We start from the raw sequence: 12,053 nt of genomic DNA on the forward strand, positions 1-12,053 counted from the left end.
TTCGTACTGGGGCGATGCCCCCAGGGGCGCGGGGCTCTGCTTGATTCACTGCGTGCGCGAAATCGGGAGCAACGGCGCCGCACCTTCCAGCCTCGCGGCTAGCGGCTGCACCAGAAGCTGCGGATGCCCGGCTGCCCGCCGGGCGCTGCGGGGCCGAAGGGTGTCGTGCACGGCTGCGTCGCCACCGTCGTGGGCCGGAAGTACGCCGAGGGGCCGTTGCCCGCGAGGGTGGCGACCACGGCGGTGCCCATGGCGAGCGACAGCAGGGCCGCTGCGGCTGTGGTGAGGCCGCCGCGTACGTGGCCGGTGGCCCGGAGCCGTAGGGGGGTGGGCCGTCGGGGGCGGGGGCAGCCGTGGACGGCCGCGCGGTGCAGGAGTTCGCTGAGCCGGTCGCCGAAGCCGGGGGCCAGCGGGTCGGGGCCGACCAGGTCCGGGACGGCGCGGGCGAGCGCCGTGCGCGCTGCCCGTACGCGCCCCTCGGCGGCGGGAGTGCTGGACTCGACCTCGGCCGCCACGACGGTTGCGGGCAGCCCGAGACCGTCGTGCAGGACGAGCGCACGGCGCTGTGGCCGGGGCAGTCGCCGCAGGGCTTTCAGCAGCGCCCGGTCACGGGCCGTCAGCCGCTCCCGGTCGGGCTCTTCCTGCGGTGCCGGGCGGACCCTGATCCGGCGGTGCGGCAGGTGCAGCCGGTGCGCCCGCCGGGGGCCGCCCCGGTGCCAGGGCGAGAGGGCGGCCTCGAAGGCGTGCGCCCGTACCCACGCCTCCGGGTCCGGCAGCGCCGCGACCTCGTGCCGCCGCCGGGCGGCTGCGCCGAGCGCCAGGTGGACGCAGTGCACGGCGCGGTGGCGGCAGGCGGTCAGCAGGAAGGTCTGCTGCACCAGCCGGTCGTGGGCGCTGTCGAGCAGCCGCTCCAGCAGATCGCCGACAGGCACGGCCTCAGGCACGGCCACCGGCGGCGCGAGGACGGCTGCGGCCCCGGCCCGGGTGCGGACGCCGAGCTTGCGCAGCGCCCGGTGCAGCAGGACGCGGGCGGCGTCCGGGGCGAGCCCGAGGGAGCGGGCGATCGACGGGGTGTCGTGCCCCGCCACGAGCAGGTCGAGGGCCTGCGCCTCACGGGGCGTCAGCAGCCGGACCAGCTGCCGCCGGTGCGTACGCTCCGCCGTGGAGGTGGTCATCGGGCCACCTGTCCGCCGCAGCTGGCTTGCGATAGGCACATAAACGAATAATCCGGGACACGGCGGTGATTCGCCTCTTCACGGGGCACAACGGGTGACCTTGGGAGCATGAGGCCCATGACTCAGCTGATGGGCCGTCCGATCATGGGCCTGCCGGGCGAGCTGGGGGCCCGCTCCGTCCTCGCCGACCTGCTGGCCGGAGCCCGCGCGGCACTGCTCACGCTCGCGGTCGTCGCGGCCCCCGTGTACGGGCTGTGGGTGCTCGCGCCGTACTCCGACGACACCGCCGCCGGTGCCGGGCGGCTCACCTGCGCCCTCTGGCTGCTCGGGCACGGAGCCCCGCTGACCAGGGGGGAGGCGGCCGCCCCGCTGACCGTCACCCCGCTGCTGCTCACCGCGTTCAGCGCCGTCCTGCTCCACCGGGCGGGCGCCCGCCTGCGGCGGCGCGAACGCTCCGACTGGCGCGCCCCGGTCGCGGTGTGCGCCGGGTACCTGGTGGCCGCCGTGGCGGCCGTCACCCAGTGCGCGACGGACGGCGCCCTGCGCTCCCGCCCGCTGCCCGACCTGCTCGCCGTCGCCGCACTCACGGCTGCCGCCGTCACGGCGGGCTTCCTGGGGGCCGACGGAGCGAGCCGGCTTCCTGCCCTGTGCCGGCTCCGGCTGCCGGGCTGGCTCTGGCCCTCGGGTGCGGGCCCGGTGGTCGGCCGGGCGGCCGCCGCCGCCGGGTGCGGGCTGGTCGCGGCGGGCGGGTTGGTGCTGACCGGCGCGCTGGTGCTCAAGGCCGGTGATGCCGGGCGGTCGGCCGTCGGGCTCGGCGGCGGGGTGGCGGGCTTCGCCGCGCTGCTGCTCAGCTGCGCCCTGCTGCTGCCGGACGCGGTGGTCTGGGGCGCCGCGTACGCGCTGGGGCCGGGGTTCGCGGTCGGGACGAGCACGGTGGTGGCGCCGACGGGGGCCCGGCTCGGGGCGGTGCCGGACTTCCCGCTGTTCGCGCTGCTGCCGGAGGGCCCGTCCGGCGGCTGGCGGCTGGCCGTCTGCGGGCTGCCGCTGCTGGCGGGAGTCGTGCCGGCCCTGGTGCTCGGACGCCGGGCCGTCGGCGGTCGTGGCGCGGCAGGCCCGGACGGCGCGGAGCCCTGGCGGGCACCGGCCACCGCCGTCGCCGCCCTGGCGACCGCCCTGCTGGTCGGCCTCGCCGCCGCCCTGGTCGCCCTGCTCGCCGACGGCGCCCTGGCGGCCGGCCGGATGTCCCAGCTGGGCCCGACCCCCTGGCGGACGGCGCTGGCCGCCGCCGCCTGGACGGCCGTCGTGACGCTCCCCGGTGCTTTTCTGCCCCGCCTGCGCCCGGCCGGGCTGGCTGCCCGCCGGGCCTTTCACCGCGTGGTGAGCTGGCCCGCCTAGGACCGACCGGCGCATTTCCGGATCTCTCCCGAGTATCAGGTTGTACTGGAGGGTTCAATTACGGAACCCGCCTCTCCGATTTCACCGACACCCCGGCTGAACTGGGCCAACATGCCTAAAATCGGCAAATCTTAAAATCCATCCATCTGAGCTGCTAGAAATCCCGCAGGGGGGATTCTGGCGGCGCCTTGCAGATGACTGTCCGGAATTCCGCATGTTCCTGTCACGGTTATCTCAAGGAGACCGCGGATGCCCGTTCCACACATACGAGGGTTACTCCGACGCGCGACCACCCTCGCCGTCGTCACCGCCGCCCTGGCCGCCGGAGCCGGCCTGCCGGCCGCGACGGCGGCGACGGCCGGTGCCATCACCCCGCAGCGGGTCGGCGAAGCACCGCAGCCGCTGCCCAGCGGTGCGGTCCGGGCCGCCGACCCGGCCGGCGACACGCCCCTCGACCTCTCCGTCAGCCTCGCGCCGCGCGACGCGGTGGGGGCGCAGGCGCTCGCCGCGGCGGTCACCGACCCCACCTCGGCCGAGTACCACCACTACCTGGCCACCGGCGTGTTCGCGCAGCGCTTCGGCGCCGACCCGGCGACCGTCGCCGAGATCACCCGGGCGCTCCGGGCCGCGGGCCTCGCCCCCGGCTCGTTGGCCGCCGACGGCCTGACCATCCCGGTGCACACCACCGTCGCGGCCGCCGAGAAGGGCTTCGGCATCGGCATCGCGGGCTACCGGCTGGCCGACGGCTCGACCGCCTTCCGCAACACCGCCGCCCCGGCGCTGCGCACCGACGCGGCCTCGGCCGTGGTCGCGGTGACGGGCCTGGACACGCTGGCCGCCCCGCAGGCCCACCACCAGGGCGCCCACGGCGTACGGACCACCCCGCCGACGAAGGGCGGCCCCGGCACGGCGGCGGCCGCCGCGGCGTACCCGCAGCTCTGCGCCTCGATCCGGGATGAGTTCGAGTACGTGGGTGCGCTCGACGGCCGGGACTACTACAGCCCGTCCTCGCTGGCCCAGGTCTACGGCATGGGCGGTCTCACCGACGGCGGCGCCGGGTCGACGGTCGCGATCATGTCGCTGGAGTCGTACTCGTCCGACGGCTACCAGGCCTTCCAGGACTGCTACGGCATCAGCTCGCCGGTGGAGCAGATCCTGGTCGGCAGCGGTGACCGGGCTCCGGCGAACGACGACGAGGTGGGCCTCGAAGCGGCGCTGGACATCGACACCGTCGTCGGCCTGGCGCCCAAGGCCAAGGTGCTCTTCTACCAGGGCCGGGACGCGTCCTCCGACGGCTTCACGTACGGCGATCTGCTGGACACCTACCGGCGGATCGTCACCGACAACCGGGCCGACGTCGTCTCCTCCAGCTGGGGCGAGTGCGAGGCGACCATCCCGTCGTCCGTCCGGGCCGCGGAGGCCACCATCTTCCTCCAGGCCGCGCTGCAGGGGCAGTCGGTGTACGCCGCCTCGGGCGACCACGGTTCGAGCAGCTGCTACAACCAGAGCTCCAAGCCGGACAGCGTGCGCCGGACGCAGAGCACCGACGATCCGTCGGGCCAGCCGTACGTCACCGGCGTCGGCGGCACCACGCTGTCGGGCCTGGGCAGCCCCTCCGAGAAGGTCTGGAACCACGACGGCGGCGCCTCCGGCGGCGGGGTCTCCCGCAACGCCGTCGGCAACGCGGTGAACTACCAGGCCGGGTTCACCGGCCCCGGCTTCAGCAACACCGTCTGCGGTGCGGCGGCCGGTGCGACCTGCCGTCAGGACCCGGACGTCGCGGCCGTGGCCGACCCGGACACCGGCTACGTGATGGCGACCGGTGCCGAGTACTGGATGACGATCGGGGGCACGAGCGGCGCGGCTCCGCTGTGGGCAGCGCTGACCGCGCACGTGAACGCCTCGCACAAGTGCTCCGGCCGCGTCGGCAACGTGAACCAGCCGCTCTACCAGGCGGCCCGGTCCGGCCGGAGCCCGCTGACGGACATCACCTCCGGCAACAACGACATCGGCTTCCAGGGCGGCCGGTTCGCCGCCGCCGCCTCGTACGACATGGCGACCGGCCTCGGCACCCCGAAGGGCGCGCAGCTGGTGGACGCGCTGTGCCCGCCCGCCGCGACCTACGTGCCGGTCTCCCCGCAGCGCATCCTGGACACCCGTGACGGCAGCGGCCGGGGCCGGGTCGCGGCGCAGACCTCGATCGACCTGAGGGTCGGCGGCCGGGCCGGTGTGCCGGGCAGTGGCGTCACCGCCGTCGTCCTCAACGCCACCGTCACCGACACCGCCGGGGCCGGCTACCTGACCGCCTACCCGGCCGCTACGCCGCGCCCGCTGTCGTCCAACCTGAACTGGGCCCCGGGGGCGGTCGTGCCGAACCTGGTGACCGTCCCGGTCAGCGCCGACGGCACCGTGGCGCTGTTCAACGGCAGCTGGGGCGCGGCGGACTTCGTCGCCGACATCGCCGGTTACTACACCACTGCCGGAGCCGGATCGCAGCTCGCCCCGCTCGCGCCGACCCGGCTGCTGGACACCCGTGACCACTCGGGCCGGGGCACCGTCGCCGGCAGGTCGGCCGTCTCCCTGCAGATCGCGGGCAAGGGTGGTGTCCCGGCCTCCGGCGCCACGGCCGCCGTGCTCAACGTGACCGCCGTGGACACCGCCGCCGGTGGCTGGCTGACCGCCTACCCGAGCGGCGTCGACCGCCCGCTGGCCTCCAACCTGAACTGGGTGCCGGGCCAGACCGTGCCGAACGCGGTGATCGTCCCGATCGGCGCCGACGGCAGGATCGCCCTGTACAACGGCAGCGGCGGCGCGATGGACATCGTGGTGGACATCGCGGGCTACTTCTCGCCCACGGCCTCGGGCGGCAGGTTCCACGCCGTGAACCCGACCCGGCAGACCGACACCCGCCAGGGACACGGCGCACTCGCCAACGCCCAGACTCTGCCGGTCGCCCTGGAGGCCGCCAACGCCCGCGTCCCGTGGGAGGCGACCTCAGCCGTCCTCAACGTCACCGTCACCAACACCACCGCGCCCGGCTACCTGACCGTCTGGTCGCACGGCGCGGCCCGCCCGCTGGCCTCCAACCTGAACTGGGTGCGGGGCACCACGGTCGCCAACCAGGTCACCGTGCCCGTGCACAACGGCGCGATCGACCTGGCGGCCTTCGGGCCGGGCACCACCGACGTGGTCGTCGACCTCTTCGGCTACTACAGCAACTGAACCCCCAGGCAGTGAACGACGGCGCCCTCCCGCACAGCCGTGCGGGAGGGCGCCATCTTGCTCGGACTCGGTCGCTAGTTCTGGTTGTAGAGATCCACGAGGAACTTCGGCCCGAGGTCGCTGCACCCCTGCTGGGCCTCGGCGGTCAGGGCGTCGCTGACGCACGTCACGTAGTCGCTGTAGTAGGCGTTGATGCCGAGGAAGCCCAGCACGCACATGACCGCGACGCCGCCCGTGACGAGGCCGCCGATCGCCGCCGGGGTCTGCGGGCGGACGGGCTGGCCGCCGGCCGCTGGGGCGGCCGGGCTGCGGAGGGCGCTGACACCCCAGTAGAGGGCCAGCGCGCCGAACAGCAGCGAGACGTACGCGATGCCGGTGACCAGGCAGAAGAGGCCGGCCATACCGGAGCTGAGGGCGTAGCGGGCCCGCCGCTGGACGGGGTCGTTCGGGTCGAACTTGGGCTGCGGGGCGGGCGGCTGGGGCTGCCAGCCGCTCTGGTGGCCGGGGCTCCAGGGGTGCGGCGGGGGGACGAGCGGTCGGCCGTCCTCGTCGGTGCCGGAGGAGTCGTCGCCCGACGGCGGTGGCGGGGTGCGCGGCTGCCACGGCTGATCGGGAGCGTCCTCCGGCGGCGGAGCGAAGGGGTTGCGCTCGCCGGTGTTGTCGCCGCTGCTCATCGGTCAGCCAATCCTTGTCGTCGACGCGTGGTGCGGGCCGGTGCCGCGGGCCCGCACCACAATGATCCCGCAGGTCTGTCCGGGCGCTGCGGCACCCTGCGGTCCGAGTCGCGGCCCGGGGTGCGGCCCGGGTCGTGACCAGGGGAGATTCCGGTCTCAACTACGCGCGTAGCGCCAGTCGTACGGTACGGGACGTCTCCGACCAGCCGTTATCGTGGTGACGGTCAGCAGCTGCGTGTCCCAACCCGCTGGACTTGCCGCCGCCCGTAGTGGCCCCACCGACGGTGGACGTACCAGCGGGCGCAAAGACTTACGGAGAACCGAGCAGTGGCACCCGCCGAGCCCGCCCCCGCCCAGAGCTTCCCGCCCCGCACGCCCGGCCCGGCCCGGCTGGTCGTCCTGGTCTCCGGCTCCGGCACCAATCTCCAGGCCCTGATCGACGCCGTCGCCGACCCCGCCTACGGCGCGGTGATCACGGCCGTCGGCGCCGACCGGGACGGCATCGCCGGCCTGGAGCGGGCCGAGCGGGCGGGCATCCCGAGCTTCGTCCACCGGATCAAGGACCACCCGGACCGCAAGGCCTGGGACGTGGCGCTGACGGCGGCCGTCGCAGAGCAGCAGCCCGACCTGGTGGTCACCGCCGGGTTCATGAAGATCCTCGGGCCGGAGTTCGTCGCCGCCTTCGCCGGACGGATCGTCAACACCCACCCCGCCCTGCTGCCCGCCTTCCCCGGGGCGCACGGCGTCGCGGACGCGCTGGCGTACGGGGTGAAGGTCACCGGCTGCACCGTCCACCTGGTCGACGCCGGGGTGGACACCGGGCCGATCATCGCGCAGGGCGTCGTGGAGATCGCCGACGCCGACCACGCCGATGGCGGCGAAGCGCTGCACGAGCGCATCAAGACTGTCGAGCGCCAGTTGCTCGTAGAGGTCGTGGGCCGGTTGGCCCGCGAAGGCCACCGCATCGAAGACCGAAAGGTATGGACCCCGGCATGAGCGCCGCCCCCACCACTGCCCCCGTCTCCGAGAATGTCCGCCCGATCCGCCGTGCGCTGATCAGCGTGTACGACAAGACCGGTCTGGAGGAGCTGGCCCAGGGCCTGCACGCCGCCGGGGTCTCCATCGTCTCCACCGGCTCGACGGCGGGCCGGATCGCCGCCGCCGGCGTCCCCGTCACCGAGGTCTCCGAGCTGACCGGCTTCCCCGAGTGCCTGGACGGGCGCGTGAAGACGCTGCACCCCCGCGTGCACGCCGGTGTGCTCGCCGACCTGCGCCTGGAGTCGCACCGCACCCAGCTGGCCGACCTCGGCGTCGAGCCGTTCGACCTGGTCGTGGTGAACCTCTACCCGTTCACGGCGACGGTCGCCTCCGGCGCCACGCCGGACGAGTGCGTCGAGCAGATCGACATCGGCGGCCCGTCGATGGTCCGCGCCGCCGCCAAGAACCACCCCTCCGTCGCCGTGGTCGTCGACCCGGCCCGGTACACGGACGTGCTCGGCGCGGTCAAGGAGGGCGGCTTCGACCTGCTGACCCGCAAGCGCCTGGCCGCCACCGCCTTCGCGCACACCGCCGCGTACGACGTCGCCGTGGCGCAGTGGTTCGAGACCTCCGGCTACACCGAGACCGACGAGCCGTTCCCGGCCTTCCTCGGCGCCACCTGGGAGCGCGAGAACGTGCTCCGCTACGGCGAGAACCCGCACCAGCAGGCCGCTCTCTACACCGACGGCACCGGTGGCCTCGCGGGCGCCGAGCAGCTGTTCGGCAAGGAGATGTCCTACAACAACTACATGGACACCGACGCCGCCCGCCGCGCCGCCTACGACCACGACGGTCCCACCGTCGCGATCATCAAGCACGCCAACCCGTGCGGCATCGCGACCGGCGCGGACGTCGCCGAGGCGCACCGCAAGGCGCACGAGTGCGACCCGGTCTCCGCGTACGGCGGCGTGATCGCCGTCAACCGCCCGGTCACCGTCGAGCTGGCCCAGCAGATCGCCCCGATCTTCACCGAGGTCGTCGTCGCCCCCGGCTACGAGGACGGCGCCCTCGAGGTGCTGACCAAGAGGAAGAACCTGCGGGTGCTGCGTGCCCCCGACGCGCCCTGCGAGCGGCTGGAGGCCCGCCGGATCAGCGGCGGCCTGCTGCTCCAGCAGGTCGACCGGATCGACGCCGCCGGTGACGACCCGTCGACCTGGACGCTGGCCACCGGCGAGGCGCTTCTCGCCGACGAGCTGGCCGAGCTGTCCTTCGCCTGGCGGGCCTGCCGGGCCGTCAAGTCCAACGCGATCCTGCTGGCCAAGGGCGGTGCCTCGGTCGGCGTCGGCATGGGCCAGGTCAACCGGGTCGACTCCGCGAAGCTCGCGGTCGAGCGGGCGGGCGAGCGCGCCCAGGGCTCGTACGCGGCCTCGGACGCCTTCTTCCCGTTCGCCGACGGCCTGCAGATCCTGCTCGACGGCGGCGTCAAGGCCGTCGTCCAGCCCGGCGGGTCGATCCGTGACGAGGAGGTCGTCGCGGCGGCCGCCGCAGCGGGCGTGACGATGTACTTCACGGGGACGCGGCACTTCTTCCACTGACCCCGGTAGCTGACCCCGGTAGCGACAACAGCAGGGCCCGCCGCAGACGACTGCGGCGGGCCCTGCTGCTTACTGCTCGGGTCAGCCCTGCTTCTTGATCACCAGCGTCCCGGCGGCACGGTCGTGCCAGCCCTGGAGCTTGCCGGAGTTGTCGAAGAACGGGGAGAGGTAGACCAGGATGGCGCCGATGTAGCACAGGATGGCGCCGACGATCGGGATGATGAAGCGGATGAAACCGCCGCCGAGGCCGGGCAGCTGGCCGTCGGCCTCCTTCACCACGCGCAGGCCCATGGCCATCTTGCCGAAGGTCGCACCGGCCAGACCGACCATCAGCCACTCGTAGAGCAGGTTGAAGGCGGCGACGACGGCCAGCGTGCCGAGCATGGCGGTGAGGATGCCGCCCGCGGCCGCCTGCTGGTCGCTGATGCAGCTGCTGTAGGCGGAGGTGCCGTAGCTGTACTGCATGCAGTCGCTGGTGTTCTTCGCCATGCCGAGCGCACCGGCCATGCCGAGCACCATCGCCAGGGTCACGACGACACCGACGATGACGCTGTCGATCAGGCGGGCCAGGAAGCGCTGACCCATGGTCGCGATCTTCACCGGGCCCATGTTGGCGATGTTGATGAAGCCGTTGTTCGCCTGGATGGTGCCGGCCGGCGGCTGCTGCTGCGGGTAGCCGTAACCCGGCTGCGGCGGGACGCCGTAGCCCTGGGCCGGCGGCTGCTGCGGGTAGCCGTAGCCCGGGGCGGGCGGCGGGGTCTGCTGCGGGTAGCCGTAGCCGGGCTGCTGCGGAGCTCCCGGGGCGGGGGGCTTGCCGTACGGGTTGTTCGGATCGGGCGGGTAACTCATCGGTGCCTCCGGGCAAGGTGGGACATGATGGGACGGGTACAGGAAATTCCTGGGACGGACGGGCAGTTGGAAGCGCCGACCGGGTGGGAGACTAGCGGAACGGGCCGTCAACAGTGGGCCCGGACCAGGGTGGGTACTCGAACGGACGGTTCAATACCGGCGGTTCAGGAGACGCCCAGCCGGTGCAGCTGCCAGGCCCAGGCGAGCGCTAACGCCGCGCCCAGCAGCACGAGCGGGCGTCTCACCCGCAGCCGGGGTGCCAGCGGGGCCAGCGCGAGGGCCGCCAGCGCGGCCACCGTCACCGGGTTCGCCGCCAGTGCCGCCAGCGGGTGGCCGTGACCGGCCTCGATGAAGACGGTGGTGCTGCCGCAGAAGGGGCACGGGACACCGGTGAGCAGCCGCAGCGGGCACAGCACCCCGGGGTCGTGCACGTCGTGCAGCCGGGCCACCGCGAGGGCGGCGGCCGCGCCCACGCCGAGCCGCGCCAGTACGTCCAGTACGGCGTGGGGAGGCGGCCTGCGGACCGCTGTGGCGGCCACGGCTACCGGGGCTCGGGCAGGCCGGTACGCCGACGGCGCGGCGGTGCGTGCTGCGGATCGTTCACTGTCGTTCCCCCGTGGTGTCCCCGTGCCGCCGCCCCGGACTGCCTGTCACCAGGTACCGGGCAGCGGCGATAGTGCCCGCCACATCGTCGCCAAACACACCCCCCGTGTCCAGCGGTGTGCACACCGCGAGCGGAACTTGTGGCGGAACCGCAACCGGGCCGCGCCAGCGGGGGAGGGTGCGCACGGGCACCGCCGCCGATCCAGGAGAATGGGTCCATGACTGCCCAGATTCTCGATGGCAAGGCCACCGCGGCCGCGATCAAAGCCGAACTCGCCGTCCGCGTGGCGGCCCTCAGGGAGCGGGGCATCCACCCCGGTCTCGGCACCGTTCTGGTCGGCGACGACCCCGGCAGCCGTTGGTACGTCAACGGCAAGCACAAGGACTGCGCCGAGGTCGGCATCGCCTCCATCCAGCGCGAACTGCCCGCCACCGCCTCGCAGGAGGACGTGGAGAACGTCGTCCGCGAGCTGAACGCGGACCCGACCTGCACCGGCTACATCGTCCAGCTGCCGCTGCCCAAGGGCCTGGACCAGAACACCGTCCTGGAGCTGATGGACCCGGACAAGGACGCCGACGGCCTGCACCCGACCTCGCTCGGCCGCCTCGCGCTCGGCATCGAGGGCCCGCTGCCCTGCACCCCGCTCGGCATCGTCGAGCTGCTGCGCCGCCACAAGGTCGAGATCGACGGCGCCGAGGTGGTCGTGCTCGGCCGCGGCATCACCGTCGGCCGCTCGATCGGCCTGCTGCTCACCCGCAAGAGCGAGAACGCCACCGTCACCCTCTGCCACACCGGCACCAAGGACCTCGCCTACCACCTGCGCAAGGCCGACATCATCGTCGCCGCCGCCGGTGTCCCGCACCTGGTCAAGGTCGAGGACGTCAAGCCCGGCGCGGCCGTGCTCGACGTCGGCGTCAGCCGCAACGCCGAGGGCAAGATCATGGGCGACGTCGACCCGGCCGTCGCCGAGGTCGCGGGCTGGATGTCGCCGAACCCCGGCGGCGTCGGCCCGATGACCCGCGCGATGCTGCTCAACAACATCGTCGAGGCGGCCGAGCGCCGCGCCGCTCAGTAACGTGAGCGCCGTCCGCGTCGGCCGCACCCGCCGACGGCCCGTGAAGACCACGGGCACGCTGCCGCCGGAGGGTTCGGCGGCGGCGCTCGGCCGGGGCCACACGCTGGCCGCCCGGCAGTGGCCGATAACGCTGGTGCTGGCCGTGGCCGGCATCGGCCTGGCGATCACCTGGTTCGGCTCCGACCTGAAGAACGGCTTCAAGTACGGCCTGCTGACGGTCGGCTGCTCGCTGCTGCTCGCCGCCGTGCTCCGACTCGTCCTGCCGGACGTCGGGCTGCTGGCGGTGCGGAGCCGCTTCACGGACGTCAGCGTGCTGGCGGTCCTGGGCGGGGTGATCGTCCTGCTGACGCTGGTGGCCCAGCCCGACCCGTGGCTGCGGCTGTCGCTGCTCGACAACGTCGGCCAGCTGATGGGCCGCCGTCGCCAGTAGGCCCCGGTCGCACCGCCCAGGGGTACCCCCGGGCGGTGCGCGGCCCTCGTTGTGAC

General features: G+C 73.8%; 10 protein-coding genes. 6 read left to right on the plus strand and 4 right to left on the minus strand.

Features of this window, described 5'->3' with window-relative positions; genetic code table 11:
• Positions 1 to 98: 98 nt before the first annotated feature.
• Positions 99 to 1,175, minus strand: a complete 1,077-nt coding sequence (locus ACR68M_RS21455; protein WP_441245723.1) for a LuxR C-terminal-related transcriptional regulator — start codon at positions 1,173 to 1,175, stop codon at positions 99 to 101.
• A gap of 117 nt (positions 1,176 to 1,292) precedes the next feature.
• Here ACR68M_RS21455 and ACR68M_RS21460 point away from each other — a divergent pair, with 117 nt between their 5' ends.
• Positions 1,293 to 2,570, plus strand: coding sequence for a cell division protein PerM (locus ACR68M_RS21460; RefSeq protein ID WP_441245724.1), 1,278 nt, complete (start codon positions 1,293 to 1,295; stop codon positions 2,568 to 2,570).
• 249 nt (positions 2,571 to 2,819) lie between these two features.
• Complete coding sequence (locus ACR68M_RS21465; protein WP_441245725.1) at positions 2,820 to 5,792, plus strand: S53 family peptidase; 2,973 nt, start codon at positions 2,820 to 2,822, stop codon at positions 5,790 to 5,792.
• Between the two features lie 74 nt (positions 5,793 to 5,866).
• Here the strand turns inward: ACR68M_RS21465 and ACR68M_RS21470 are convergent, their stop codons facing one another.
• Positions 5,867 to 6,466 carry a hypothetical protein gene (locus tag ACR68M_RS21470; RefSeq protein WP_441245726.1) on the minus strand — a complete coding sequence of 200 codons (600 nt, stop codon included), beginning with the start codon at positions 6,464 to 6,466 and terminating at the stop codon, positions 5,867 to 5,869.
• 327 nt (positions 6,467 to 6,793) lie between these two features.
• On the opposite strand from ACR68M_RS21470, the gene purN reads away from it, so the two are divergent.
• Positions 6,794 to 7,462: a phosphoribosylglycinamide formyltransferase gene (gene purN, locus ACR68M_RS21475; protein ID WP_441245727.1), complete on the plus strand. Its 669-nt coding sequence runs from the start codon at positions 6,794 to 6,796 to the stop codon at positions 7,460 to 7,462.
• Positions 7,459 to 9,039, plus strand: a complete 1,581-nt coding sequence (gene purH / locus ACR68M_RS21480) for a bifunctional phosphoribosylaminoimidazolecarboxamide formyltransferase/IMP cyclohydrolase (RefSeq protein ID WP_441245728.1) — start codon at positions 7,459 to 7,461, stop codon at positions 9,037 to 9,039. The genes purN and purH overlap by 4 nt, the downstream gene beginning before the upstream one ends.
• A gap of 81 nt (positions 9,040 to 9,120) precedes the next feature.
• Here purH and ACR68M_RS21485 read toward each other — a convergent pair whose 3' ends face one another.
• Positions 9,121 to 9,888, minus strand: coding sequence for an RDD family protein (locus tag ACR68M_RS21485; RefSeq protein WP_441245729.1), 768 nt, complete (start codon positions 9,886 to 9,888; stop codon positions 9,121 to 9,123).
• 164 nt (positions 9,889 to 10,052) lie between these two features.
• Positions 10,053 to 10,427, minus strand: coding sequence for a DUF2752 domain-containing protein (locus ACR68M_RS21490; RefSeq protein WP_441245730.1), 375 nt, complete (start codon positions 10,425 to 10,427; stop codon positions 10,053 to 10,055).
• Positions 10,428 to 10,709: 282 nt separating this feature from the next.
• On the opposite strand from ACR68M_RS21490, the gene ACR68M_RS21495 reads away from it, so the two are divergent.
• Entirely contained in the window at positions 10,710 to 11,567 is an 858-nt protein-coding gene (locus tag ACR68M_RS21495) for a bifunctional methylenetetrahydrofolate dehydrogenase/methenyltetrahydrofolate cyclohydrolase (protein ID WP_441245731.1), read from the plus strand.
• 1 nt (position 11,568) lies between these two features.
• Entirely contained in the window at positions 11,569 to 11,997 is a 429-nt protein-coding gene (locus ACR68M_RS21500) for a DUF3017 domain-containing protein (RefSeq protein WP_441245732.1), read from the plus strand.
• Positions 11,998 to 12,053: the final 56 nt, after the last annotated feature.

The sequence above is a fragment of the Kitasatospora sp. McL0602 genome, assembly GCF_052076145.1.
Classification (GTDB): Bacteria; Actinomycetota; Actinomycetes; order Streptomycetales; family Streptomycetaceae; genus Kitasatospora.